Below are 26257 nucleotides of genomic sequence, written 5' to 3' on the forward strand. Positions count from 1 at the left end.
CGCTTCCTTCAGCCGCACCGCCTCTTCCACCGCGATTTCGTCGAACGGGTTCATCGACATCTTCACGTTCGCAATATCGACGCCCGTGCCATCCGACTTCACGCGAACCTTCACGTTGAAATCGACCACGCGCTTGACCGGCACCAGAATTTTCATGCACACGCTCCAAAGTTACGAATACGTCAACCCAGCGGCCATTATAACGACAGCCAAACAGCAAGCCCGAGGGGCCGCCGCGCCGGGCGCCGGATGTCGAGCGGGCTTCCGCTCGATGGTGCGTCTAAATAACGAACGATCGTTTTATTTTAATGAGGCTGGGCCGACTCGCCAAGCCGAATTCTCGATCAACGCCTCTAACCGCACCGATGTTCTCAGCGATGGCTCAAACGCCGCACGAGCCAGTCGCCCAATGACTGCACGAGCTGAACGAACACGACGAGCACCGCCACGACGGCCAGCATGACCTCGGGCAGGAACCGCTGGTAGCCATAGCGAATGCCCAGATCGCCGAGCCCGCCGCCGCCGATCGCGCCCGCCATCGCCGAGTAGCCGACCAGCGAAACGAACGTAATCGTCAGCCCGGCTACGATGCCCGGCAAAGCCTCGGGCAACAGCACCTTGAAGACGATCTGGTGCGTCGTCGCGCCGAGCGCTTCGGCCGTCTCGATCAGGCCGCGGTCGACCTCGCGCAGCGCGGTTTCGACGAGGCGCGCGATGAAGGGCGCCGCCGCAATCGTGAGCGGGACCACCGCGGCCGCCGTCCCGATCGAGGTGCCGACGACTAATCGCGTCAACGGAATGACCGCCACGAGCAGGATGATGAACGGCGTCGAGCGCACCGCATTGACCGTGAGCCCCATCGCGCGATTGGCCGCGGCGTTTTCGAGCACGCCGCCTGGCTCCGTCAGAAAGAGCACGATGCCGAGCGGCAGCCCGACCAGCGCGCCGAGCACGCCCGATATGCCGACCATCACCAGCGTCTCCCAAAACGACGCGAGAAACATCGGTAGCATTTCATCAAACATGCGCGAGCGCCTCCACCACGACTCCTTGCGCGCGCAAGTAAGCGAGCGCATCGCCGAGCTGGCCCGGTTCGCCGTCGGCCAGCACCGCCAGCGAGCCGAACGCCCGCCCCTGAATCTCGTCGATCTGACCGTGCAGAATGTTCACGTCGAGCGCATAGCGCCGGATTGCCTCGGACAGGACAGGCTTGTCGACGCTGCCTCCCGCGAACGCAAGCCGCAACAGTTGGCCGGCGCCTGTCTCGAGGTGCTTTGCGACACGCGCTTTTACCGCGGCCGGCAACTCGTGCGCGATGACGTCGCCGAGCAGCGCACGCGTGACGTCGTGCCGCGGCTGCAGGAAGACATCGACGACCGCCCCCGCTTCGACGATGCGCCCCGCATCGAGCACCGCGACGCGATCGCACACCTCTTTGATGACTTCCATCTGATGGGTGATCAACACGACCGTCAAACCGAGCTCGCGGTTGATGCGTTTGAGCAACTGAAGGATCGAGCGCGTGGTCTCGGGATCGAGCGCCGAGGTAGCCTCGTCGGAAAGCAGCACCTTTGGCTTGCTCGCGAGGGCGCGCGCAATGCCGACCCGTTGCTTTTGTCCGCCGCTGATCTGCGCCGGATAACGCTGCCGTTGCGCGGAGAGGCCGACCAGTTCGAGCAGCGGAGAGACGACGGCGTCGATGGCGTGACGCTTCATGCCCGCGAGCTCGAGCGGCAGCGCGACGTTTTCGTATACCGTGCGCGAACTGAGCAGATTGAAATGCTGGAAGATCATGCCGATCTCGCGGCGCGCCTCGCGCAGCTGCGCTGGGGGCAGTCCCGTCAATGCGCGGCCCGCCACGACGACTTCCCCCTCGCTTGGCCGTGCGAGCAAATTGATGGTGCGCACGAGGGTGCTCTTGCCGGCGCCGCTTCGGCCGATGATGCCGAAAATTTCGCCGGGCGGAATCGTCAAGTCGATCCCTTTGAGCGCCTCGACCCAGCCGCCGGGGCCGGCAAAGCGCTGTGAAACGTTGCGTAGTTCGATCATGAAAAAAAGAAGACGGCGGGGGTCGCGCGGCGTTTTGCGCAGGGCGACTAGCGCCCAGCCATGGTTGGCGGGACATCCGGACCCGCTATTTTATCGCGCCGCACAAATAAGGTTTCATAATTAATTCTCAACATCTAATAACTCAAAGGAATTAGAGCTGCCGGTCTCCTTTCGGGGGCCCGGCCTCGGCGCGCGAGGATTAACATGGCGCTCGCATTCCGTCAGCGGGCAAACCCATCATGGCCACTTTCGACGCACCGTCCGATCTCGCGCCCGACGCCGCCGGCTCAGATGCGGGCCCTGCGCGTTCGACGGTACGCACCGCCGACGGGGTCGAGCTTGCGCTATACCGTTGGTGCCCAGGGCAGGCTCGTTTCCCGCCCAAGGCAACGGTAGCACTCGCGCACGGGCTGGCCGAGCACGCGGGGCGCTACGCGCCGCTTGCCGCGCGACTTGGCGAAGCAGGGATCGAGCTCGTTGCCGTCGATTTGCGCGGACATGGCCATTCGCCCGGTCCGCGCGTATGGGCCGGATCCATCGACGAATATTTGCGCGACTTCGAAGCGTTGCTCGGGGCGGCGGCCCGCCCGCCCATTCCGTTCTTTCTGATGGGACACAGTATGGGTGGGACGATTGCGGCGCTTTACGCAGCCGAGCGACTCACGCATGGCGCGGCACACGGGCAACGGCCCGCCGGACTGATTCTGTCGAGCCCCGCACTCGCTGCCGGCCGCGACGTGCCGCGCTGGATGATCGCGGCGAGCCAACTCGTGAGCCGCGTCTGGCCGCGTTTCCCGGCCATGAAAATCGATCCCGCGCTACTCGCGCGCGATTCGGCCGTCGTCGAGGCGAATCGCAACGATCCCCTCGTGCACCACGGTCCGATACCCGCGCGTACCGGCGCCGAACTCCTCGTTGCCATGAAGCGTATCGAACGCGCCCGCGCAGCGCTCGACCTTCCCGTACTCATCTTTCATGGCAGCGACGACAAGCTGACCGAACCGGAAGGAAGCCGCGAGTTCGCGCACGAGGTGGGCTCGGCCGATTGCACGCTGACCATCTTTGAAGGCAGCTATCACGAGACCATGAACGATCTCGACCGCACGCGCGTGATCGATGCGTTGATCGAGTGGATCCGGGCGCACTCAGGATAATCGCCCGGCGCATCGCGCCGACGCCCGATCGCGATACCCCGTTCGCTTACGCGCTCCAGTTCGGCTTGCGCTTTTCCACGAACGCCTGCATTCCCTCGAGCGTCGCATCTTCCATCGCGTTACAGGCCATGGTCTGCCCCGCGAGCTGATATGCGGCTTCGATGCCGGTTTCGAGCTGCCGGTAAAAAAGCGCTTTACCCGCGCTCACCGCGGCTGCGGGCTTGGCGCAAATCCCGGACGCGAGCGAAACCACTTCGGCGTCGAGCGCATCGAGCGGCACCATCCGGTTGATGAGCCCCTCGTCGCGCGCCTTGGCCGCATCGATGAATTCGCCCGTCATCAGCATCTCGAATGCGGCTTTGCGCGAGAGATTGCGCGACAACGGTACGGCCGGTGTCGCGCAAAAGAGGCCCACGTTGATGCCGGAAACGGCAAAGCGCGCCGTGTCGGCCGCCACCGCGAGATCGCACATTGCAACGAGCTGACAGCCCGCGGCCGTCGCCATTCCTTGAACGCGTGCAATGACGGGTTGCGGCATCCGCTGAATCGTCATCATCAACGCCGAGCAACGGGCGAAGAGCGCCTGATAGTGGGCCAGCGACGGCGCCGCGCGCATTTCCTTCAGATCGTGGCCCGCGCAGAACGCGCGGCCCGCGGCTGCAAGGACGACGACTCGTGCATCGCTTTTCGCGATCGTGCCCAAGGCGGCATGCAGCTCGGCAATCAGTTGCTCCGAGAGCGCGTTGAACGCATCGGGACGGTTCAGCGTCAAGCGGACGACGCCCGGAAGTCCATACGCCCCATGCTCGATGAGCAGCACGCCAGTCGGTTCCGTGCCGGCCGAAGTCTCGGTCGGATGTGTCGACGATGAATCGGAGTTCATGACCGTCACCTCCATGGTTCCATCATGCGGACAGCGGGCGATGCCGGGCCGCCCGCGCGCACCGCCGTTCGATGCGTCAAATACCGGCCAGCGCGCGCACGTGGGCGGCCACGCTGCGACCGAGCGCCGAGAGGTTGTAGCCGCCTTCCAGGCAGCTCACGATGCGCCCGCGCGCATAGCGCGCCGCAATGCCGCGGATCCTATCGGTTATCCAGACGTAGTCGTCCTCGACGAGCCCCATGTTGCCGAGATCATCCTCGCGATGTGCGTCGAAACCGGCGGAGATGAAGATCATCTCGGGCTCGAAGGCCGTGAGGCGCGGCACCCAGGCAAGCTCGATGGCTTCTCGTACCGCCTCGCCCTTCGTGCGGGCCGGCATCGGCAGATTGACCATGTTCGCGGCAACGGTGTCCGCACCGCTGTACGGGTAGAACGGATGCTGAAAAAAACTGCACATGAGCACGCGCTCGTCGCCCGCGAATGCCGCTTCGGTGCCATTGCCGTGATGCACGTCGAAGTCGACGATGGCCACGCGCTCGAGCCCGTGCGCATCGAGTGCGTGGCGCGCCGCGATCGCGACATTGTTGAAAAAGCAAAAACCCATCGCACGCCCCGGCTCGGCGTGATGGCCCGGTGGCCTGACCCCGCAAAACGCGTTCTCGTAGCGGCCTTCGATGACGGCGTCGGTCGCTGCCACCGCTGCTCCCGCGGCGCGCAGCGCCGCCTCCCAGGTATGGGCGTTCATCGCGGTATCGGGATCGATCCAGGCGTAGCCTTCGGCCGGCGACCGGTTCTCGATGTATTCGATATGCGAGCGCGTATGCACGCGCGCAATCTGCTCGAAATCGGCGCGCGGCGCCGTCTCGCGCTGGACATGCGGGGCGATACGGCTCGCGATCAGTTGGTCTTCGATCGCATGCAGGCGTTCAGGACATTCGGGATGCCCGGGCCCCATCTCATGAAGCAGACATTCGGGATGTGAATAGAAAGCGGTTGCCATGATGTATCCGCCTGCCGCGCAAGCATGTCTCCAAGCAGCTACGTTACCACAGGCCGATGTGCGCCAACGCCGAGACCGGAAGCGTAGCTCCCGCGCACGACGCGGACCCGCTACGGGCCCGCTACGGGCCCGCTACGGGCCCGCTACGGTTTCGCGCGAGCCGCCCGTTCGCTATACTGCGCCGAGCCCCGAAACGTTCACGCACCGCCCGCCGTTCCCATCCCATCCAATATGACCGTCATCCTCGCCTCGCGCACAGCCCAGCGTTTTGCCGCCCTCGCCGCCACCATCGCTTTCGCTGCCGCCCATGGCAACGCGGCGCTCGCGCAGACGCGCCCCGCCCACCGTTCGGTCAGGGTCGCACAAGCCGAGCCGCAACCCGCCTCACAGAGCCAGACATTCGAAGAAGAGATCGTTCCGCAGCGGTATGCGCACAATGCGGATGTGGACGCGTTCATCGACGACATGGTCGCGCGCTACGATTTCGACGCCGCGGCGCTGCACGCGCTTTTTGCGAGCGCGGCCTACTCGGCCACCGTCGTGAAACTCGTCACGCCGTCGCCCACGCCCGCGCTCAAGAATTGGCATGCGTACGAATCGCGCTTTCTCGATCCAGTCCGCATCAACGCAGGCGTCAAGTTCTGGCACGACAATCAGGCAACGCTGCAGCGCGCTTACGAGCAGTATGGCGTGCCGCCCGAGATCGTCGTCGGCATCATTGGCGTGGAGACGATCTATGGGAAGTACATGGGCAACTTCCGCGTGATCGACGCGCTGACCACGCTCGCATTCGACTACCCGAACACGCCGAACCGCGCCGAACGCGAAATGACGTTTCGCAAGAACCTCGAAGACTATCTGGTCTGGACGCGCAACGCGCAGCTCGATCCGAGCAGTGTGCGAGGCTCGTACACAGGCGCCATCGGCATTCCGCAGTTCCTGCCGAGCAGCATCGTCAAATACGCAGTCGACTACGAAGGCAACAATCGCATCGATTTGCGCTCGAGCACGGCCGATGCGATCGGCAGCGTCGCCAACTATCTGAGCGAAAACGGCTGGAATACCGGGCGCCCCGTCGTATGGCAAATCGCGCACGATGCCGGCAGCATCGGGATCGCGCAGGCAGCCGCCGATGGCAAGCCCGAGCCGCACTGGCCACTCGCCCAGATGCTGCGCGCCGGAATGTCGCTCGACGAACCGGGCCTCGATACGAACGTCGAGGCAGCCACGCCGGTGCTGGTCATCGATCTGCCGACCCCGGGCCAACCCACCGAATACATGCTCGGCCTGCAGAACTTCTATGTGCTCACGCGCTACAACCGCAGCTTCTTTTATGCGCTGGCCGTTTATGAACTCGGGCAGCGCGTGAAAGCGCGCATGCAGGCCGACGCCGCGGCCGCGGCCTCCAGTTGAGCGGCCGGCTGGCGCTGACCGGAACCGAAGCTCGGTGGAAGGCCGGCGTCAGGCCGGAAAAACGCCGGTGGACAGATAACGGTCGCCGCGGTCGCAAACGATGAACACGATCGTTGCATTCTCGACTTGTCGCGCAACGCGCAATGCCACCTCGCACGCACCGCCGGACGAAATGCCGCCGAAGATACCTTCGACGGCAGCCAGTCGGCGCGCCATGGCTTCGGCTGCCGCCTGCGAAACGTTCTCCGTGCGATCGATCCGGCTGCGATCGAAAATCTTCGGCAAATAAGCCTCGGGCCATTTGCGGATGCCCGGAATGCGCGAGCCTTCCTCGGGCTGCGCGCCGATGACCTCGATGGCGTCGTTTTGCTCCTTCAGGTAGCGCGAGACGCCCATGATCGTACCGGTCGTTCCCATGGACGAAACGAAGTGCGTGATGCGCCCTTCCGTTTCGCGCCAAAGCTCGGGGCCCGTGCTCTCATAATGCGCGAGCGGGTTGTCGGGGTTCGCGAACTGATCGAGGATGACGCCCTTGCCCTCGCGCTGCATCTGCTCCGCCAGGTCCCGCGCGTACTCCATTCCGCCCTTGACCGGCGTGAGCACGATCTCGGCACCGTACGCCGCCATGCTCTGGCGCCGCTCGGCAGACAGATCCTCGGGCATGACGAGCACCATCTTATAGCCGCGGATCGCGGCGGCCATGGCCAGCGCGATGCCGGTATTGCCGCTGGTCGACTCGATGAGCGTGTCCCCGGGTCTGATGCGCCCACGCGCCTCCGCGTGCTTGATCATCGATACCGCCGGACGGTCCTTTACCGAGCCCGCGGGATTGTTGCCTTCGAGCTTGGCGAGCACGACATTGTTGCGGCTGCGGATTTCGTCGTCCGGCACGCGCACGAGTTGCACGAGCGGCGTGTTGCCGACCGTATCTTCAATAGTCTTGTAAGGCATGTGTTAGACGCGCAAAGCGCAATGACGTAATGAGCAATCGAGAATTCGAGGTATTGGGATGGATTGTAAAGCAGCGCGCCACGGCGTGCCGGAGCGGCTCGGTCGGCAGTAAGGTCGCGGGCCCGATGCCACGCGCCCCAGCCGGGAACGCAAAAAACCCGCGGCAAGCCGCGGGAAGCCGTCGAACCGCATGACGGTGAAGGAGAGCTGCGAGAAGACGCACCGACAAGCGCACGCGTGCGGTGCGCAGGTCGAAGCGTCGACGATGGGTCATCGATGCGTTACGGCCACCGCGGCGCGACGCGCCGACGCACTCGTTGCACGGCTCGGAACACCGCCGGAGAGAGGGATGGACGGCGGGGGCGACGATGGGACGGATAGCGGCCGCCCCACTGAAAGTCCTTCGGCTTGCAGCCGCTCGAGCGTTCGGCCGCCGAATCCCTTGACGCGAGCGACCAGATCCGACGCGTCTTCGAACGGCCCATTGCGTGCGCGTTCGTCCAGAATGGCACGCGCCTTCGCGGGACCAATGCCTTTGACGCTGCGCAGGGCCGCTTCGTCAGCGGCGTTGACGTCGACGGCCGCGCTGAGCTGGCCGCATGCAGCGGCCAGAAGGCATGCGGCAAGGAATCGTTGATACATGGGACCTCCGTTGATCGAGCGGCCGGCATGAGAGGAAGCCGACCCGAAGACCCCAGTCTAGGGAGATGCGCCCTCGTCTTACAGCTGGCCGGATAGCCAACGCACGTATCTGTCGACGCCTTCTTGCACCGTCAGAAAGGGCGCGTCGTAGCCGGCCGCGCGCAAGCGCGTCGGGTCCGCCTGCGTGAAGCACTGATATTTGCCGCGCAGGGCGTCGGGAAACGGTACGTATTCGATGAGCCCGCTCTGGACCATTTCGGCGAGCGAAAGCGGCGCCTGACCATCGAGGGCGCGCAGCGTGTTGACGACGCTCGACGCGATGTCGTTGAACGGTTGCGCGCGGCCCGTGCCGAGATTGAAGATGCCCGATTTTTCCGGATGGTCGAAGAAAAAGAGGTTGACCTTCGCGACGTCCTCCACGGAGACGAAATCGCGTGTCTGCTCCCCGGCGGCGTAGCCGTTGTACTCGCCGAACAGCTTCACCTTGCCCTCGGCGCGGAACTGATTGAAGTTGTGAAACGCCACTGACGCCATGCGTCCCTTGTGAGATTCGCGCGGACCGTAGACATTGAAGTAGCGAAAGCCCGCAATCTGGCTCGTTGCGGCCGGCAGCACGCGGCGGACCAACTGATCGAACAGGAACTTCGAGTAGCCGTAGACGTTGAGCGGGGCTTCGACGGCACGGTCTTCGACAAAGCGTGTCGAGCCGCCGTAGATGGCCGCCGACGACGCGTACAGAAACTGCGCGCTTTGCGCGAGACAAGCGTCGAGCACCGCCCGGCTGTATCGAAAGTTGTTGTCCATCATGTAGCGGCCGTCGGTTTCCATCGTATCGGAGCAGGCTCCTTCGTGGAAAACGGCACGCACCTTGCCGAAATCGCCGCGCGTGAAGCGTTCGACGAATTCGGTCTTGTCGAGATAGTCGTCGATCTCGCAATCGACGAGATTCTTGAACTTGTCGGCGCGCTTCAGATTGTCGACTGCAACGATGCGCGTCTCGCCGCGCGCGTTGAGCGCCTTGACGAGGTTACTGCCGATGAAGCCGGCGGCGCCGGTGACGATGAGAGTCATGATCGGTTTCGCAATGAAAGGGATGTGTCGGAAAGCGGCCCGCCTCAGTGCGCGGGCGCAAAAAGTTCGTCATAGTCGACGGTCGCCGTACCGAGCTTGCCGACGACGATACCGGCCGCGCGATTGGCTAGTGCGACCGCATCGACGAGCGGCACACGCGCGCCGAGCATTGCGGCAAGCGTCGCGATGACGGTGTCGCCCGCACCCGACACGTCGTAGACCTCGCGTGCGACAGCCGGTGCATTGAGCTCGCCATTCGCCGTAAAGAGCGTCATGCCCTCTTCCGAACGCGTCAGCAACAGCGCCTCGAGCTCGAGCGATGTGCGCAGTTCCGTGACGCGCGCAACGAGGTCCTCCTCCGATTTCCATCGGCCGACCACCTCGCGCAGCTCGGCCCGGTTCGGCGTGATGACCGTGGCACCGCGGTAGCGCTCCCAGTCGTCCCCCTTCGGATCGACGAGCACGGCTTTGCCGGCCGCTCGCGCCTTGGCGATCATTTGCGTCACATGCGTGAGCCCGCCCTTCGCGTAGTCCGAAAGGAGCACGACATCGTGCGACGCGAGCAACGTATCGAAGCGCGCGAGCCCGGCGAGCAGCGCCTCGTGCGCCGGCATCTTCTCGAAGTCCATGCGCAGCAGTTGCTGCTGGCGCGAGAGTACACGCAGCTTGATCGTCGTCGGGAGTTCCGGGTCGCGTTCGAGATGCGGTACGACGCCGCTGTCGTTCAACAACTCGACGATGCGCTCGCCGGGCTCGTCGTGGCCGACCACGCAGAGCAGGCCAGTGCACGCCCCGAGCGCCGCGGCGTTGCGCGCAACGTTGGCGGCGCCGCCAAGCCGGTCCTCCTGGCGCTGGACATGCACGACCGGCACAGGCGCCTCGGGCGAGATGCGGTTGACGTCGCCGAACCAGTAGCGATCGAGCATGACATCGCCGACTACGAGTACGCGTGCGCTCGCGAGCCGCTCGCGCGCAATGACAGGCAAGGGCGGCAACGCTTGCGTGGGTGCGGCGACGGGACGAGCCCCGCTCTCGCTCATCTCAGGCGTGCGGATCGGTTGCGGACTGGAGTGGGACATAGGGACGCCCGATTGCGTAGTAATCGATGCCGAGCTCGGCCATCGCTTGCGGTTCATAAAGGTTGCGCCCATCGAAGATCACGGGCGACTTCAGCACCGACTTCATGTGCATGAAATCGGGACTCTTGAATTCCTTCCATTCGGTCAGCACGATGAGCGCATCGGCCCCGGACAACGTTTCCTCCTGCGAAGCCTCGAACGCCAGCCGGGCATGCTCGTCGCCGCGATCGGCGAGATCGAGCGCGAAGACGCGGCGCGCCTCGTCGAGCGCGACCGGATCATAGGCCTGCACGCACGCACCGCGCGCCAGCAAAGCCGCAATGACGCGCCGGCTCGGCGCTTCGCGCATGTCGTCGGTGTTCGGCTTGAACGAAAGCCCCCAGACCGCGAAGGTGCGTCCCGTGAGATCGGCGCCCAGCACTTGCTCGATCTTGCGCACGAGCACTTCCTTCTGATCGTGATTGACCGCCTCGACGGCTTCGAGGATGCGCAGTTGCTGACCGCTGTCATTGGCCGTGCGCACGAGCGCCTGAACATCCTTCGGAAAACACGAGCCGCCGTAACCGACGCCCGCGTAGAGGAAGTGATAGCCGATGCGCGGATCGGAGCCGATCCCGCGGCGCACCGCTTCGATATCCGCGCCGACACGATCGGCCAGATTGGACATTTCGTTCATGAATGAGATGCGCGTCGCGAGCATGGCGTTGGCCGCGTACTTCGTGAACTCGGCCGAACGGACGTCCATATACAGCGTGCGCTCGTGATTCCGGTTGAACGGCGCATAGAGGCGCTTCATCTTTTCGCGCGCCAGACGCCCGGCTTCGTCGTCGTCGCTGCCGAGCACGATGCGATCGGGTCGCATGAAATCGTCGACGGCGGCGCCCTCTTTCAAAAACTCCGGGTTCGATACGACCGAAAAACTGCGGGCCGCGCGATCTGCGAGACCGCGCGCCGCCAACTCAGCTTCCACGACAGCGCGCACGCGTTCCGCGGTGCCCACGGGCACCGTCGATTTGTCGACGATGACCTTGAAGCCGTTCATGTAGCGGCCAATGTTGCGTGCCGCCTCGAGGACGTACTGCAGATCGGCCGAGCCGTCCTCGTCCGGAGGGGTGCCGACCGCGATGAACTGGATCTCGCCGTGCTCCACACTGGCTTTGACATCGGTCGAAAACGTGATGCGCCCGTGTGCACGGGTGCGCGCGATGATTTCCTTCAGCCCCGGCTCGTGGATCGGCACGCCGCCGTTATTGAGGATGTCGATCTTGCGCGGGTCGACATCGAGACAAAAAACGTCGTTGCCGATTTCCGCCAGGCAAGCCCCGGTGACGAGGCCGACATACCCGGTGCCGATGATGGTGATCTTCATACCTGTTCCGCTGGTTGATGCCGGCGCTCGAACGCGCGCCGGCGCGGGCGCACGCGCCCGAATTGCATGAGGCTCTTTCGACTGCAGACGCTGCCGCGCCTCGCTAAAGCGTCATGGCCTGCTTCGCTGCCCGCATCACTGCGGTGTGGCGATCGGCTCGACGCGGCGCGGCGCATAAGTTTCCCAGCCGCTGCACCCCGGACACTGCCAGTAAAAAAGGCGCGCGCGGAAGCCGCAATTTTGGCATGTATATCGCGGCAGATTCTTGGTGCGTTGCTTGACGAGCGTCCGGATCAACGCGAGCTCGCTGCGCCGCGGCTCCTCGGCCGTCGTCATCTGCGCTTCGATCAGGCGCATCATGCCCGCTAGATTGGGCGCTGCCTGCATTTGCGCGCGCGCGAGCGTATGCGCGGCCTCGGGCCCGCGCAGCTCGGCCACGTACGGGTAGACGACATCGAGCAGATCGCTCGAGCCGAAGCGCTCCACGTATTCCGTCAGCAACGCCGCGCCTTGTTCGGCACGCGAGAGCGCCTGGTAGGCCTTCATCAGCTTTTCGGCAACGAGCGGCAAATAGATCGGATTCTGCTCTTCGACGCGGCGCCAGGCTTCGATGGCCGCTTCATGCTGTTCCGCCGCGCATGCCACATCGCCCGCCAGGATCGTCGCGCGCACGTTTTGGGGGTTGGCCTTGAGCGCGAGCGCCAGTTCGTCGGCTGCCGCGCGCGGCTCGTTGCGCGCAAGGGCTTCTTGCGCAAGCTCGCAGTGGAACTGCGCGATCTCCTTGCCGAGCGGGCTCGCGCCCATCGATTCCAGCTTCTCCGCGATCTTGATCGCCTTCGTCCATTCCTTTTCGATCTCGTAGATCGTCAGCAGCGCACGCTGCGCGCCGAGCGCGTGCTCGCCGCTTTCCAGATGGGCGAGCGTCTCTTCGGCGCGGTCGAGCAGACCCGCTTTGAGAAAATCCTGTCCGAGTTCGAAAAGCGCGTGGTCGCGCTCGTTCGCGGGCAAATCGACGCGGCTCAGCAAGTTCTGATGGATACGAATTGCACGATCGGTCTCACCGCGGCGGCGAAAAAGATTGCCCAGCGCGAAATGCAGCTCGATCGTCTCGGGATCGAGCTTGACCACCTCGATGAACGCATCGATGGCCTGATCGGGCTGCTCGTTGAGCAGGAAATTGAGACCGCGAAAATACGACCGCGGCAGATTGGCACTCTCCGAGAGGAGTGTCTTCAAGTCGTAGCGCGCCGCCACCCAGCCGAGCGCGAACGCCACGGGGATGGTCAGCAGCCACCAGAAATCGAGATCCATGCGAGGGCGGGCGATGCGAAGAAAGTGCGTGTTAGGGCAATCGACTCGATGCGGCCATCAGACGACCGGCGGCAACGGCGGCTCGCTCGCCACCGGCGGCGCTTCGCGCGCAACGCGCAAGTCGCGCTTGAGGCGGCCGTTTTCCAGTTTCAGACGGACCAGGCCGGGAAATGCCGATACGAGCCCCGCCAGCAGCCCGACGCCAAAAAAGGCCAAGCCAATCAAGATCAAAGGTGCTTGCCACGCGTAGCCTGCCAGGAAATTCAGCGTAGCGTTTTGCGTATTGGCGAGCGCGAGTACGAGCAACAGCACGAAGACGAACGCGCGAACCAGCCAGACGATCAATTTCATAAAGGCTCTCTCGAGGGAACACCACGTGCCTGACACGCGCACGATAACGGCGGTGGCGGCGTTGTCGGGCGGAGAAACGCCCCGTATTGTAAAGGAAAGCTTCGGCCAGCCGTCGCGGCGGGTTATCGGAAAAGGATCGCGCTCCGCCATGGCATACGAGCCTCGCACCACGACCGGCGCTCGTGGGACAAGCCCAGGCGCGAAAGGCCGCATCGCTAGCAAACGCCAGCCTCAAAAGAAAAAGCGCCCGAAGGCGCTTTTCATCTTTCCTTGGCCGTGCTTGTCGCACCTGTCAAAGCGTATCGTCGGCGTCGTCGGCCTCGACCGCTTTCAGCGGCTCGCCCGCACGACGGTCCACCCGTTCACGCAGTTCCTTGCCGGGCTTGAAATGCGGCACGTGCTTTTCGGGCACGAGCACCTTCTCCCCCGATTTCGGATTGCGTCCCACGCGAGACGGGCGCCGATTCAGGCCAAAGCTGCCGAAGCCCCGAATTTCGATGCGATGGCCCTTGGCCAACGCCTCCGACATCGCATCGAGCATCGTCTTCACCGCGAAATCCGCATCCTTGAGAACAAGTTGCGGAAATCGCGCTGCCAACTGGGCGACCAATTCCGATTTGGTCATGCTGCGGCAAACCTCTCAGGCTTACTGGTTCTGACCGTCGAGCTTGGCTTTCAGCAACGCGCCAAGGTTCGTCGTGCCCGAAGCCGCGGAACCCGAATCGGCTGCCAGTCCGCGCATCGCTTCTTGCTGCTCGGCCGAGTCCTTCGCCTTGATCGACAGGTTGATACCACGCGACTTGCGATCGATGTTGATGATCATCGCGTTGACCTTGTCGCCTTCCTTCAGCACATTGCGCGCATCTTCCACGCGGTCTTGTGCGATTTCGGACGCGCGCAGATAGCCTTCGACTTCGGTCGAAAGCGCCACCACGGCACCCTTGGCGTCCACGGCCTTCACCGTGCCGTCGACGATCGAACCCTTGTCGTTCATCGCCACGAAGTTGCTGAACGGATCGCCTTCGAGCTGCTTGATGCCGAGCGAAATGCGCTCTTTCTCGACGTCGATACCGAGCACGACGGCTTCGACTTCGTCGCCCTTCTTGTACTTGCGGACCGCCTCTTCGCCGGTTTCGCTCCACGAGAGGTCGGACAGATGGACGAGCCCGTCGATACCGCCCGGCAGACCGATGAAGACGCCGAAATCGGTAATCGACTTGATCGCACCGCTGATCTTGTCGCCCTTCTTGAAGTTGCGGCTGAAGTCGTCCCACGGATTCGGCTTGCACTGCTTCATGCCGAGGCTGATACGACGACGGTCTTCGTCGATCTCGAGCACCATGACTTCGACTTCGTCGCCGAGCTGGACGACCTTCGACGGTGCGACGTTCTTGTTCGTCCAGTCCATTTCCGACACGTGGACGAGGCCTTCGATGCCCGACTCCACTTCGACGAACGCGCCGTAGTCGGTGATGTTCGTGACCTTGCCGAACAGACGCGTGCCCGACGGGTAACGGCGCGAGATGCCTTCCCACGGATCGTCGCCCAGTTGCTTGATGCCGAGCGAAACGCGGTTCTTTTCCTGGTCGAACTTGAGGATCTTCGCCGTGACTTCCTGGCCGACCGACAACACTTCGCTCGGGTGACGCACGCGGCGCCACGCGATATCGGTGATGTGCAGCAGACCGTCGATGCCGCCCAAGTCGACGAACGCGCCGTAATCGGTGATGTTCTTGACGACGCCGTTGACGATAGCGCCTTCCTTGAGCGTCTCGAGCAGCTTCGCGCGCTCTTCGCCCTGCGTCGCTTCGATCACCGCGCGGCGCGACAGCACCACGTTGTTACGCTTGCGATCGAGCTTGATGACGCGGAATTCGAGCGTCTTGCCTTCGTACGGAGTCGTATCCTTGACAGGGCGCGTGTCGACGAGCGAACCGGGCAGGAACGCGCGGATGCCGTTGACCATGACGGTCATGCCGCCCTTGACCTTGCCGGTGATCGTGCCGGTCACGAGCTCGTTGTTGTCGAGCGCCTTTTCCAGCGACAGCCACGAAGCGAGGCGCTTCGCCTTGTCGCGCGACAGGATCGTGTCGCCATATCCGTTTTCGAGCGCGTCGATCGCGACCGAAACGAAGTCGCCCGCCTGCACTTCTACCTCGCCCGCGTCGTTCAGGAATTCTTCGAGCGGAATGTAGGCTTCGGACTTGAGACCCGCGTTGACGACCACGAAGTTGTGGTCGACACGCACGACTTCGGCGGAGATCACTTCGCCGGCGCGCATGTCTTGCTTGGTCAGCGACTCTTCGAACAGAGCCGCAAAGGATTCGGTAATCGGGTTGGAGGTTTGCAGGTCGGACATAAAAATCGTAAAAGCATGGCTTCGCTCTGCCTCACGCGGTCCACGTTCCGTTTGCCTGGGACCGGCGCGCCGCGGCACGGCGTACGCCATACGGGGTTAAGGGTTGATACAACGTTTCGCGACACCGCCGAAGCGGCCCCGCCAAACACCTGACGACAACTCGAGACTACTAAAGCACCTACTCGGTACTACAGCGCCCGGTACCATTGCACCACTTGTTCGACCGCCTGGTCGACCGTGAGCGCCGAAGTATCGAGCAGCTTCGCATCCGCCGCGGGAGCGAGCGGCGCGACCGTGCGATTCGTATCGCGCGCATCGCGCTCGCGCAAATCCCGGAGCAAGTCATCCATATTAGCAGAAAACCCTTTTTGGATCAATTGCTTATACCGGCGCGCCGCGCGTGCCTCCACGCTCGCGGTCAGGAACACCTTCAATCCCGCATCCGGGAAGATCACCGTCCCCATATCGCGGCCATCGGCCACGAGCCCGGGCTCCCTGCGAAACGCGCGCTGGCGGGCGACCAGCGCCGCGCGCACGGGCTGGTGCACCGCGATGGCCGACGCCCGATTGCCGACTTCCTCGGCGCGGATTTCGTTGGACACGTCGATACCGTCGAGCTGCGCGCAGCCCTCCCGGAACGTGATATGCAGGCCGTCGACGAGGTCGGCGAGCGCCTCGGCGGCATCCGTGGGCACCTGGTAGCGCAGGCTCGCCAATGCCGCGAGCCGATAGAGCGCGCCGCTGTCGAGCAAGTGAAACCCGAGCTTCGCCGCGACGAGCGCGGCCACTGTGCCCTTGCCCGAGGCGGTCGGCCCGTCGATGGCTATGACGGGGGTCTGGTGAAAGGGACGGGTCGGTTTCATCGATCAATCGGGGGCGACCAGCGTCTTGAAGCGGTCGAAGTAATCGGGGAACGTCTTGGCGACGCATTTGGGGTCGTTGATGCGCACCGGCGCACCGATCAGGCTCACGAGCGAAAAGCACATCGCCATGCGGTGATCGTCATACGTGTCGATCGCCGCATTCGGCACGAGGCGCCCTGACGCGGGCGGTGTGACGGCCAACCAGTCCGGCCCTTCTTGCACATTCGCGCCGAGCTTGCGCAATTCCGTCGCCATGGCCGCGATGCGGTCCGTTTCCTTCACACGCCAGCTCCCGATGTTGGTGAGCCGCGTCGTCCCGTCGGCCGCGAGCGCCGCAATGGCGAGCGTCATCGCGGCATCGGGAATGAGATTGCAGTCCATTTCGATCGCTTCGAGACGGCCGTGGTCATGGCCGATCCCCCGCACCTCGATCCAGTCCTCGCCCATCGCCACGTTGGCGCCCATGCGCGCGAGTGCCTGGGCGAAAGCCACATCGCCCTGAATGCTGGCGCTGCCCACGCCCACGACGCGCACCGGCCCGCCGCCGAGCGCACCCGCCGCCAGGAAGTACGAGGCGGACGATGCGTCGCCTTCGACGGCGATCGAGCCGGGCGACTGGTAGCGCACCCCCGAGGGCACCGTGAAACGCCGCCAGTCTTCGCGCTCGACCGTCACACCGAAGCGTGCCATGAGCCGTATCGTGATCTCGATATAGGGTTTCGAGATCAGCTCGCCGTCGACTTCGACGATCGTCGTGCCGCTTTTCGTGCGCACGAGCGGCAGCGCCATCAAAAGCGCGGTCAGAAACTGGCTCGACACGTCGCCGCGCACGGTGATCGGCGCTTCGACGCTGAGCGCCGCGGGACGAATCCGCAGCGGCGGATAGCCCTCGTTCGCCTCGTAATCGATACGCGCACCGATTTGCCGCAGCCCATCCACGAGATCGCCGATCGGCCGCTCGTGCATGCGCGGCACGCCGTGCACGCGATAATCGCCGCCGTTGACGGCCAGCGCCGCCGTGAGCGGACGCACGGCCGTGCCGGCATTACCGAGAAAAAGATCGGCCGTTTTCGCCGTGAACGCGCCGCGTGTGCCCTGCACCACGCACCGATCGCCGTCACGCGTGTACTTCACGCCGAGCTTCGCGAGCGCGTCGAGCATCACGCGCGTGTCGTCGGAGTCGAGCAGATTCGAGATCGTCGTCTCGCCTTCGGCGAGCGCGGCCAAGAGCAGCACGCGGTTCGAGATGCTTTTCGAGCCGGGCAAACGAACCGTGCCCCGCGCATGCGGGTACGGTCCAAGATCGAGATAGTCCATAGCCGTTCCTGTTTATTCCGGAGCGAGGTCGCCGTGGGGCCGCGCCGCCACGGTTTGCGCGCCGCGTTCCTGCCATTCGGTGCGTGCTTCGCGCGAGCGTGCGAACACCGCTTCGAGCGCAGCGCCGTCGCCTGAGACAATCGCCGCCCGCAAGCGTGCGAGCACGGCCGTGTAGGCATCGAGCTCCGCGACGAGCGCCGTCGCGTTCGCCAGGCAGACATCGCGCCACATCTCCGGGCTCGACGCGGCGATCCGCGTGAAATCCCGAAACCCGCCGGCGGCGAAAGAGAACTTGAGCGCCGCATCGGGCGCGCCGAGAATTTGCTCGACAAGTGCGAACGAGAGCAAATGCGGCAGGTGGCTCACCGATGCCAGCACGCGATCGTGCTGCTCGGCTTGCATCGTGCGAACGTGCGCGCCCGCCGCGAGCCAAAGCGCCTCCACGCGTGCCACGTCCTGCGCCCGATTCTCGGGCAGCGGACACAGCACGACGTTGCGTCCGACATAGAGATCGGGCAATGCCGCCTCGACGCCGCTCGATTCGCGGCCTGCGATGGGATGCCCGGGCACGAACTGCGCAATACGGGTACTCAGCGCGGCGCGCGCCGCTGCGACGACATCGCCCTTGGTGCTGCCCGCGTCGGTCACGAGCGTCCCGGGATCGAGAAACGGCGCGATCCGTGCCAGGAGCGGCGCGGTCTGCGCCACCGGCGCCGCGAGCAAAACGAAATCCGCGCCGGCGAGCGCGCGAGCCAATTCGGCGTCATCGTCGAGCGCGGCCGTCTCGTCGACGACACCGAGCGCGCGAGCCCGTTCGGCCGACGCAAGCGAGCGGCCCACGCCCACGATCGTACGCGCGCCGCTCACCCCGCCGCGTTCGCGCAAGGCGCGAGCGAGCGAGCCGCCGATCAGGCCCACACCGAAAATCACCAGTTTGTCGAAAAAGAAGGTGCCCACGTCCGTCCGAAAAAATGAAACATCAACCTTTTAGCGCCTGCCGCTCCGAGCGGGGCGGCACAGCGCAACACGCGGCGCGTCGGCTCAGGCCGGCGCAAGTGCCTTCTCGAGCGCGGCGATGAACGCGGCGTTTTCCTCCGGCAGGCCGACCGTCACGCGCAGCCATTGCGGCAATCCATAGTTGCCGACGGGCCTCACGATCACGCCTTGCTTGAGCAGCGCAAGGTTCACGCGCGCACCCGCGCCATCGTCGTGGCCTACGCGTACGAGCACGAAGTTGCCGAACGAAGGCACATATTCGAGACCGAGCTTCTCGAACGCCTGCGTCAACTGACGGTAGCCCGCCGCGTTGAGCGCGGCGCTCTTCTCGAGGAACGCCGTATCGCCGAGCGCGGCGATCGCCGCGGCCTGCGCAACGGTGTTGACGTTGAAAGGCTGACGCAGGCGGTTCAGCAGATCGGTCAGCGGCGGTTGGGCGATGGCGAGGCCGATGCGCAAACCCGCGAGTCCATACGCCTTGGAAAAGGTGCGCGAAACGAGCAGGTTCGGATAGCGGCGCACCCACTCGATCGAGTCGTAACGCTTCTCGGCGGGCAAATATTCGGTGTAGGCCTCGTCGAGCACGACGACGACGCCCTTGGGCACCTTATCGAGAAACTTCTCGAGTACCGGCCCCTCGACGAAGGTACCGGTCGGATTGTTCGGGTTCGCGATGAACACGAGCCGCGTATCGGGCTCGATCGCGCTCAGCATGGCATCCAGGTCATGACCGTACTCGACGGCGGGGACCACGATCGCGCGCGCACCGAGTCCTTGCGTGGCGAGCGCATAGACCGCAAACGAATACTGGGCATACACGACCGACTGCCCTTTTTCCACGAACGCATGCGCCGCGAGCTCGAGAATGTCATTGCTGCCGTTGCCGAGCGTGATCCAATCGGCCGGCACGCCGTAGCGCGCGCTGATCGCGGCCTTCAATTCGAACGCATTCGAATCCGGGTAGCGTCCCAGCTCCTCGACGGCCCGCGCCATTGCGGTCTTGGCCGCGTCCGACATGCCGAGCGGGTTTTCGTTCGACGCCAGCTTCACGATGCGCGCCTCGTCGAGCCCGAATTCGCGCGCAACCTCGGAGATCGGCTTGCCGGCGATATAGGGGGCGATCTGGCGCACATAGGAAGGGCCGTATTGCGTGGTCATGAAAGTCTCCAAACGGGCGATGCTGCGTGTCATAAGAATACGAATGGGTCGCTCTCGGTGCGCGTGGCCGGCCGCCTCGGCGGCCACGCGTTCACCACGTCAGCGCGCGCGCGGATACGAGCCCAGGATCTTGAGAAAAGCCGCTTTTTTCTCGAGCTCGGCGAGCGCCGCGGCAACGGGCGCGTCCTCGCGATGGCCTTCGACGTCGATATAGAAGTAGTACTCCCACGTTCCGACACGTGCGGGCCGCGATTCGAAGCGCGTCATCGAGACGCCGTGCCGCGCAAGCGGCTCGAGCAACTTGAATACGGCGCCCGGCTCGTTCTTGACCGAAACGATCAGCGAAGTCTGGTCAAGCCCGCTTTGCCCCGCTGGTGCGCGCCCGATCACGACGAAGCGCGTGCGGTTATGCGGATCGTCTTGAATCAGCGCAAAGGCGGCCTGCAGGCCATAGCGCGCGGCCGCGCGGTCGCCCGCGATCGCGGCAACGCTCGCATCGGCCGCCGCGATGCGAGCGGCCTCGGCATTGCTCGACACCGCTTGCCGCTCGACGTGCGGCAAGTGCGTCGCGAGCCAGCGCTGGCATTGCGCAAGTGCCTGCGCGTGCGCGCATACGCGGGTGACACCGTCGGTGCCGCCGCTTTGCGTAAGCAGATTGTGGTGAATCGGCAGTGCGATTTCGCCGCCGATGGAAAGCTGCGTCTGCAAGAGCAGATCGAGCGTGCGCGAAACCGCGCCTTCGCTCGAATTCTCGGCGGGCACGACGCCGAACTCGGCGGCGCCTGCCTCGACGGCACGGAACACTTCGTCGATCGACAGACACGGCAGCCCTTCGATCGAATGACCGAAATACTCGTGCATCGCCTCTTCGCTATACGTACCGGCCGGCCCGAGAAACGCCGTCATGATCGGACGCTCGAGCGCGCGGCTCGCGGCCATGATCTCGCGCCAGATGGCACTGATATGTTCGTCGACGAGCGGCCCCGCGCTCATCGACTGCAGCCGCGCGATCACCTGCTGTTCGCGCTCCGGGCGAAACACCGGCGCGTTGTAGTGCTTCTTCACCTCGCCCACTTCGAGCGCGATCGCCGCGCGCTGGTTGAGCAGCGCGATCAGTTGCGCATCGATTTCATCGATGCGGTCGCGCAGCGGTTTCAATCTTGAATTGAGTTCGTCGTCCATGCGTGAAACGGCCATATCGAAAGTCGGCGCGCGCGTGCGGCGGCGCGCCGGCTTCCCGTTACCCGCGCCTTCTCAAGCGCGGGACTGTTCGAATTCCAACATGTACTCGACGAGCGCTTCGACGCCCTCGAGCGGCACCGCGTTGTAGATCGATGCCCGCATGCCGCCGACGGACTTGTGACCCTTCAGCTGCATCAAGCCGCGCGCTTTGGCGCCGGCCAGGAAATCCTCGTTGCGCGACTCGTCGGCAAGGAAGAACGGCACGTTCATCCTCGAGCGAGAGCCGGGCTCCACCTTGTTGATATAGAAGTCGCTCGCGTCGATCGTGTCGTAAAGCAGCTTCGACTTCGCGAGATTGCGCGCCTCCATCGCCCGGATACCGCCTTGGCGCTTGAGCCACTTGAACACGAGCCCCGCGATGTAGATCGCGTATGTGGGCGGCGTGTTGTACATCGAATTGTTGGCCGCCACGGTCTTCCATTCGAAGGCCGACGGGCAGATCGCGAGCGAGCGCTCGAGCAGATCCTCACGCACGACGACGAGTGTCACGCCGGCCATGCCGATGTTCTTTTGCGCACCGCCGAACATCACCCCGAATTTGGCAACGTCGAGCGGGCGGGAAAGAACATGCGAGGAGACGTCCGCAACGAGCGGGATATCGCCGAGATCGGGAATATCGAAGGTCTCGACGCCGTGAATCGTCTCGTTCGTGCACAAATGCACATAGGCGGGATCGTCCGAAAGCTGCCACTCGGCGCGCCGCGGCGCGCGCGTGAAGCCGTCCTCCGTCTGCCCGCTCGCCGCGAGATGCGGCGTGCAGTACTTGCCCGCTTCCTTGAACGACTTTTGCGACCACGAACCGGTGATGACGAAATCGGCCGTCTTGCGCGCGCCGAGCAGATTCATCGGCACGATCGCATTCTCGGCCAGGCCGCCGCCCTGCATGTAGAGAATATGGTGGCTGGCCGGCACCTCGAGCAACTCGCGCAAATCGACGAGCGCCTCTTCGTGAATCGATACGAACTCGCGCCCGCGATGGCTCATTTCCATCACGCTCATGCCGCTGCCGCGCCAATCGAGCATCTCGTCGGCCGCCTGGCGCAACACTTCCTCCGGCAACGCCGCGGGACCGGCGGAGAAGTTGAAGACGCGCATCGTTGAAACCCCTGGGGAGTGAGACACGGCGGCGAACACCATTCGATTGGGCCGCACGGGTCGGAAATAGATAATGGCCGTTCGCGCATGTCGCGCAAACGGCCATTATCGCATCGTCGCTCGAAAGCCGCCAAAGCGTGCCCGCTCGGGGAGGCACGCCGGCGGCTTGCCGGCGCCGAAACTCAGGCGACTTACTTGCCCGGCTTGACCGACGTCACTTCCTTATCGGCCTGGTCGCGCGTTGCCTTGATCGATTGCGGCATGTACTTCTGCATCAAGCCGTTCACGACGTCGCGGCCCACCTGGTCCTGGACTTCGATGAACTTGTGACCCGTCGGGCTCTTGTAGAACGTCGTGAGGTCCTTGATTTCCTGCGTCGTGTAGTACTTACCGTACGCATCGTATTGCGCTTGCATCGCGTCGTTGCGGAACGAGTCCGTCGCGAACACCTGGCCCGCGGAGTCGACGAGCTTCGGCACCGCATTCTTTTGCAACGACGGCACGGCTGCCTGCTTTTGCTTGTCGTTCAGCGACTTGTTCTCCGACAGCGCGTCCGAGAGGATCGCCGGCACGAGCTGCTTGGCCTGCATCTGCGCGCTGTTGGCGATGGCGCCGACGAGCTTTTGCGCGTCGATGGCGGCGAGCAGTTCCTTGATCGCAGCCTGCTTGGCCGGATCGTTCGCAGCGGCGGCTGTCGTCGTGGACGGTGCCGAGCTCTGCGTCGACAGAGCCTGCGCCATGGCAAAGGTCGGCACAAAGGCGGCCAGCAGCATCCATTGTTTGAAACGTCGTTGCATCGTCACTCCCTCTAAAAATTAATTCGGTTCCGGCGCTCGATCAAACTTCGCCGTCTTCGCCGTTTGCGTCTTCAGCCGGTGCCGCGTCCACTTCGACATCCGCGTCGGCTTCCGCGATCTGCTGCAGGCCCGAAAGCTTCGTGCCCTCGTCAAGGCTGATGAGTGTAACACCCTGCGTGGCCCGCCCCATCTCGCGGATCTCGGCAACGCGCGTGCGAATCAGCACACCCGTCGTCGTGATCAGCATGATCTGGCTTTCGGGGTCGACGAGCGTGGCGGCCACCACCCGGCCGTTGCGCTCCGAGGTCTGAATCGCGATCATGCCCTTCGTGCCGCGGCCGTGGCGCGTGTACTCCGTGATCGGCGTGCGCTTGCCGAACCCGTTTTCCGTTGCGGTCAGCACCGACTGCTCCCCGCTGCCCGCGACGAGCATCGCAATCACCTGCTGCCCCTCTTCGAGCTGCATGCCACGTACGCCTCGCGCCTCGCGGCCCATCGGGCGCACGTCGTTCTCGTCGAAACGCACGGCCTTGCCGGCATCGGAGAAGAGCATGACGTCGTGCTGTCCGTCCGTGATGGCCGCGCCGATCAGGAAATCGCCTTCGTCGAGACCGACCGCAATGATACCTTTGCGCAATGGTCTGCTGAAAGCCTCGAGCGGCGTCTTTTTGACCGTGCCGAGGGATGTCGCCATGAAGACGTACTTGTCGGCCGAGAACTCCTTGACCGGCAGCACGACGTTGATCTTCTCGCCATCTTGCAGCGGGAACATGTTCACGATCGGACGGCCGCGCGAATTGCGCGAGCCCTGCGGCACCTCGTAGACCTTGACCCAGTAGACGCGGCCGCGGTTCGAGAAGCACAGGATGTGGTCGTGGGTGTTCGCGATGAAGAGCGTGTCGATCCAGTCGTCCTCTTTCATCTGCGTGGCCTGCTTGCCGCGCCCGCCGCGCTTTTGCGCCCGATACTCGGAAAGCGGCTGCGACTTCACGTACCCCGCGTGCGACATCGTCACCACCATGTCCTGCGGCGTGATCAGATCTTCGGTGTTGAGCTCGGTCGCATTGAGTTCGATACGCGAACGGCGCGCGTCGCCGAACTCGGCCTTCACGGCCGCCAGCTCGTCGCCGATGATTGCCGTAATGCGTTCCGGCCGCGCGAGGATGTCGAGCAGATCGGCGATCTGGGCCATCACTTCGCGGTACTCGCCGATGATCTTGTCCTGCTCGAGGCCCGTCAAGCGCTGCAGACGCATCTGCAGGATTTCCTGAGCCTGCGTATCGGAAAGCTTGTAAAGGCCGTCCGCCTGCATGCCGAAGGCCGGGTTGAGCCCTTCCGGCCGGTAGGCCTCGCGCCCGCCCGCGGCTGCATTCTCGGTTTCGGCGCGCGCGAGCATGTCGCGCACGAGCGACGAATCCCAGGCTCGCGCCATCAATTCCTGCTTCGCGATCGGCGGTGTCGGCGCGGCCTTGATGATCGAGATGAACTCGTCGATGTTGGCCAGCGCGACCGCCAGGCCTTCGAGCACGTGGCCGCGCTCGCGAGCCTTGCGCAACTCGTATACGGTGCGCCGCGTCAGCACCTCCCGCCGGTGCGAGAGGAATGCCTGGAGCATTTCCTTCAGGTTGAGCAGCTTCGGCTGGCCGTCGACGAGCGCGACCATATTGATGCCGAACGTGTCCTGCAGTTGCGTCGCCTTGTACAGATTGTTGAGGACGACTTCCGGCACCTCGCCGCGCTTCAGCTCGATGACGACACGCATGCCGCTCTTGTCGGACTCGTCGCGAATATCGGAGATGCCCTCGATCTTCTTCTCGTTGACGAGCTCGGCGATGCGCTCGAGCAGCGAGCGCTTGTTCACCTGGTACGGCAGCTCGTCGACGATGATCGCCATGCGCTGGCCGCGATCGATTTCCTCGAAGTGCGTCTGCGCGCGCATGACCACGCGCCCGCGGCCCGTGCGATAGCCGTCGCGCACGCCGGCCACGCCGTAGATGATGCCGCCCGTCGGAAAGTCGGGCGCCGGCACGATCTCGATGAGCTCGTCGAGGCTCGCGCCCGGATCCTTCAGAAGATGCTGGCAGGCATCGACGACTTCGCCGAGATTGTGGGGCGGGATGTTGGTCGCCATGCCGACGGCGATGCCCGACGAACCATTGATGAGCAGGTTCGGAATGCGCGCGGGCAGGATGAGCGGCTCGTTTTCGCTGCCGTCGTAGTTCGGGCCGAAATCGACCGTTTCCTTGTCGATATCCGCGAGCAGCTCGTGCCCGATCTTCGCCATGCGGATTTCCGTGTACCGCATGGCTGCGGCGTTGTCGCCGTCGACCGAGCCGAAGTTGCCCTGCCCGTCCACGAGCATGTAGCGCAACGAAAAATTCTGCGCCATGCGCACGATCGTGTCGTATACCGCCTGGTCGCCGTGCGGATGGTATTTACCGATCACGTCGCCCACGATACGCGCGGACTTCTTATAGGCGCGGTTCCAGTCGTTGTTGAGTTCGTGCATCGCGTAGAGCACGCGCCGATGCACGGGTTTGAGGCCGTCCCGAACGTCGGGAAGCGCACGTCCGACGATTACGCTCATCGCGTACTCGATGTACGAACGGCGCATTTCCTCCTCGAGGGAGATGGGCAGAGTCTCTTTGGCGAATTGATCCATTATCCGTATCTTTTCGGGGCGAAGGCGAACCGGGAGCCGGTTGCCCGCCAACCCGGCATCGGGCGCCGGGCATCACGCGATTCTAGCATGCCGGGCGGGGCCGCCCCGAGTGCGCACATACTCCCCCAGCGGGGCAACGGCAAGAGGGCGCCATAGCGTCGATTTAGGGCCGTCGCGAGGCAAATTTTTCTTTTCCGCTGGCACGCATCGTGCGGGTGCCAACCGCTCGGAGAAGCCCGCCCCGCTTACCTGTTGCGGACGCACCACAATAAAAACGGGAGGCTCCAGGCGGCGGGATTTTTTTTTCGTAAGAAGGGAACGATATGGCAAAATGCCAACGCACTTGGTTAGACGCTGCTCGAAGTGTCCGCATGGCGTGGCGTTTTTTGTGCCGCACCAATGTTATACTTCGAGCAATGTATGACTTGTCTTCGTCATCCAGGCTCGCAGTAAACCTGCGGTAATCTCAAATTCGAGAGGAGAAATATGAATAAA

General features: G+C 64.1%; 23 protein-coding genes and 1 pseudogene. 2 read left to right on the plus strand and 22 right to left on the minus strand.

What is annotated here, in order from left to right; all coding sequences use genetic code 11:
* The 3 genes and pseudogenes from ACO1XS_RS12245 to ACO1XS_RS12255 all read right to left on the minus strand — a co-directional run.
* Window positions 1–156: pseudogene (locus tag ACO1XS_RS12245) on the minus strand (electron transfer flavoprotein subunit beta/FixA family protein); the annotation flags it as partial.
* Between the two features lie 215 nt (window positions 157–371).
* Window positions 372–1025 (minus strand): methionine ABC transporter permease, encoded by a 654-nt coding sequence (locus ACO1XS_RS12250; RefSeq protein WP_331570555.1) that lies wholly within the window; start codon window positions 1023–1025, stop codon window positions 372–374.
* On the minus strand, window positions 1018–2049 hold the full coding sequence (locus tag ACO1XS_RS12255; RefSeq protein ID WP_440559390.1) for a methionine ABC transporter ATP-binding protein: 1032 nt from the start codon (window positions 2047–2049) through the stop codon (window positions 1018–1020). Before ACO1XS_RS12255 ends, ACO1XS_RS12250 begins: the two co-directional genes overlap by 8 nt.
* A 239-nt stretch (window positions 2050–2288) precedes the next feature.
* Here ACO1XS_RS12255 and ACO1XS_RS12260 point away from each other — a divergent pair, with 239 nt between their 5' ends.
* Entirely contained in the window at window positions 2289–3203 is a 915-nt protein-coding gene (locus tag ACO1XS_RS12260) for a lysophospholipase (protein ID WP_486390795.1), read from the plus strand.
* Between the two features lie 46 nt (window positions 3204–3249).
* On the opposite strand, the gene ACO1XS_RS12265 is transcribed toward ACO1XS_RS12260, so the two are convergent.
* Window positions 3250–4086 carry an enoyl-CoA hydratase gene (locus ACO1XS_RS12265; protein WP_486390796.1) on the minus strand — a complete coding sequence of 279 codons (837 nt, stop codon included), beginning with the start codon at window positions 4084–4086 and terminating at the stop codon, window positions 3250–3252.
* Window positions 4087–4162: 76 nt separating this feature from the next.
* Window positions 4163–5086, minus strand: coding sequence for a histone deacetylase family protein (locus ACO1XS_RS12270; RefSeq protein WP_486390797.1), 924 nt, complete (start codon window positions 5084–5086; stop codon window positions 4163–4165).
* A gap of 231 nt (window positions 5087–5317) precedes the next feature.
* On the opposite strand from ACO1XS_RS12270, the gene mltB reads away from it, so the two are divergent.
* Window positions 5318–6499, plus strand: coding sequence for a lytic murein transglycosylase B (gene mltB / locus ACO1XS_RS12275; protein ID WP_331570546.1), 1182 nt, complete (start codon window positions 5318–5320; stop codon window positions 6497–6499).
* Window positions 6500–6547: 48 nt separating this feature from the next.
* Here the strand turns inward: mltB and cysM are convergent, their stop codons facing one another.
* The 17 genes from cysM to gyrA all read right to left on the minus strand — a co-directional run bounded on the left by cysM (window position 6548) and on the right by gyrA (window position 25762).
* Window positions 6548–7450, minus strand: coding sequence for a cysteine synthase CysM (gene cysM, locus ACO1XS_RS12280; RefSeq protein WP_331570544.1), 903 nt, complete (start codon window positions 7448–7450; stop codon window positions 6548–6550).
* A 270-nt stretch (window positions 7451–7720) separates the two neighbouring features.
* Window positions 7721–8092: a ComEA family DNA-binding protein gene (locus ACO1XS_RS12285; protein ID WP_440559396.1), complete on the minus strand. Its 372-nt coding sequence runs from the start codon at window positions 8090–8092 to the stop codon at window positions 7721–7723.
* A 78-nt stretch (window positions 8093–8170) separates the two neighbouring features.
* Window positions 8171–9163 (minus strand): ADP-glyceromanno-heptose 6-epimerase, encoded by a 993-nt coding sequence (gene rfaD / locus ACO1XS_RS12290; protein ID WP_331570540.1) that lies wholly within the window; start codon window positions 9161–9163, stop codon window positions 8171–8173.
* A gap of 44 nt (window positions 9164–9207) precedes the next feature.
* Window positions 9208–10203, minus strand: a complete 996-nt coding sequence (gene rfaE1, locus ACO1XS_RS12295) for a D-glycero-beta-D-manno-heptose-7-phosphate kinase (RefSeq protein WP_331570559.1) — start codon at window positions 10201–10203, stop codon at window positions 9208–9210.
* A gap of 1 nt (window position 10204) precedes the next feature.
* Window positions 10205–11611, minus strand: a complete 1407-nt coding sequence (locus tag ACO1XS_RS12300; protein WP_481581818.1) for a UDP-glucose dehydrogenase family protein — start codon at window positions 11609–11611, stop codon at window positions 10205–10207.
* Between the two features lie 135 nt (window positions 11612–11746).
* Window positions 11747–12922, minus strand: coding sequence for a lipopolysaccharide assembly protein LapB (lapB, locus tag ACO1XS_RS12305; protein WP_486390798.1), 1176 nt, complete (start codon window positions 12920–12922; stop codon window positions 11747–11749).
* A gap of 57 nt (window positions 12923–12979) precedes the next feature.
* Window positions 12980–13273: a LapA family protein gene (locus ACO1XS_RS12310; RefSeq protein ID WP_331570534.1), complete on the minus strand. Its 294-nt coding sequence runs from the start codon at window positions 13271–13273 to the stop codon at window positions 12980–12982.
* Between the two features lie 292 nt (window positions 13274–13565).
* Window positions 13566–13898, minus strand: a complete 333-nt coding sequence (locus ACO1XS_RS12315) for an integration host factor subunit beta (RefSeq protein ID WP_173258764.1) — start codon at window positions 13896–13898, stop codon at window positions 13566–13568.
* Window positions 13899–13919: 21 nt separating this feature from the next.
* Window positions 13920–15632, minus strand: coding sequence for a 30S ribosomal protein S1 (rpsA, locus tag ACO1XS_RS12320; protein WP_331570532.1), 1713 nt, complete (start codon window positions 15630–15632; stop codon window positions 13920–13922).
* Between the two features lie 188 nt (window positions 15633–15820).
* Window positions 15821–16495, minus strand: coding sequence for a (d)CMP kinase (gene cmk / locus ACO1XS_RS12325; RefSeq protein ID WP_331570530.1), 675 nt, complete (start codon window positions 16493–16495; stop codon window positions 15821–15823).
* Window positions 16496–16498: 3 nt separating this feature from the next.
* Window positions 16499–17812 carry a 3-phosphoshikimate 1-carboxyvinyltransferase gene (gene aroA / locus ACO1XS_RS12330; RefSeq protein ID WP_331570528.1) on the minus strand — a complete coding sequence of 438 codons (1314 nt, stop codon included), beginning with the start codon at window positions 17810–17812 and terminating at the stop codon, window positions 16499–16501.
* A 12-nt stretch (window positions 17813–17824) separates the two neighbouring features.
* Complete coding sequence (locus ACO1XS_RS12335; protein ID WP_331570526.1) at window positions 17825–18769, minus strand: prephenate dehydrogenase; 945 nt, start codon at window positions 18767–18769, stop codon at window positions 17825–17827.
* A gap of 84 nt (window positions 18770–18853) precedes the next feature.
* Window positions 18854–19966 carry a histidinol-phosphate transaminase gene (gene hisC, locus ACO1XS_RS12340; protein ID WP_486390800.1) on the minus strand — a complete coding sequence of 371 codons (1113 nt, stop codon included), beginning with the start codon at window positions 19964–19966 and terminating at the stop codon, window positions 18854–18856.
* Window positions 19967–20065: 99 nt separating this feature from the next.
* Entirely contained in the window at window positions 20066–21148 is a 1083-nt protein-coding gene (gene pheA / locus ACO1XS_RS12345) for a prephenate dehydratase (protein ID WP_331570557.1), read from the minus strand.
* A 72-nt stretch (window positions 21149–21220) separates the two neighbouring features.
* Window positions 21221–22303: a 3-phosphoserine/phosphohydroxythreonine transaminase gene (gene serC / locus ACO1XS_RS12350; RefSeq protein WP_331570522.1), complete on the minus strand. Its 1083-nt coding sequence runs from the start codon at window positions 22301–22303 to the stop codon at window positions 21221–21223.
* Window positions 22304–22494: 191 nt separating this feature from the next.
* Window positions 22495–23100 (minus strand): DUF2059 domain-containing protein, encoded by a 606-nt coding sequence (locus tag ACO1XS_RS12355; protein WP_486390801.1) that lies wholly within the window; start codon window positions 23098–23100, stop codon window positions 22495–22497.
* A gap of 40 nt (window positions 23101–23140) precedes the next feature.
* A complete protein-coding gene (gene gyrA, locus ACO1XS_RS12360) occupies window positions 23141–25762 on the minus strand; it encodes a DNA gyrase subunit A (protein ID WP_331570518.1) in 2622 nt (873 codons plus the stop codon).
* Window positions 25763–26257 lie beyond the last annotated feature (495 nt).

The organism is Trinickia sp., from assembly GCF_057351765.1.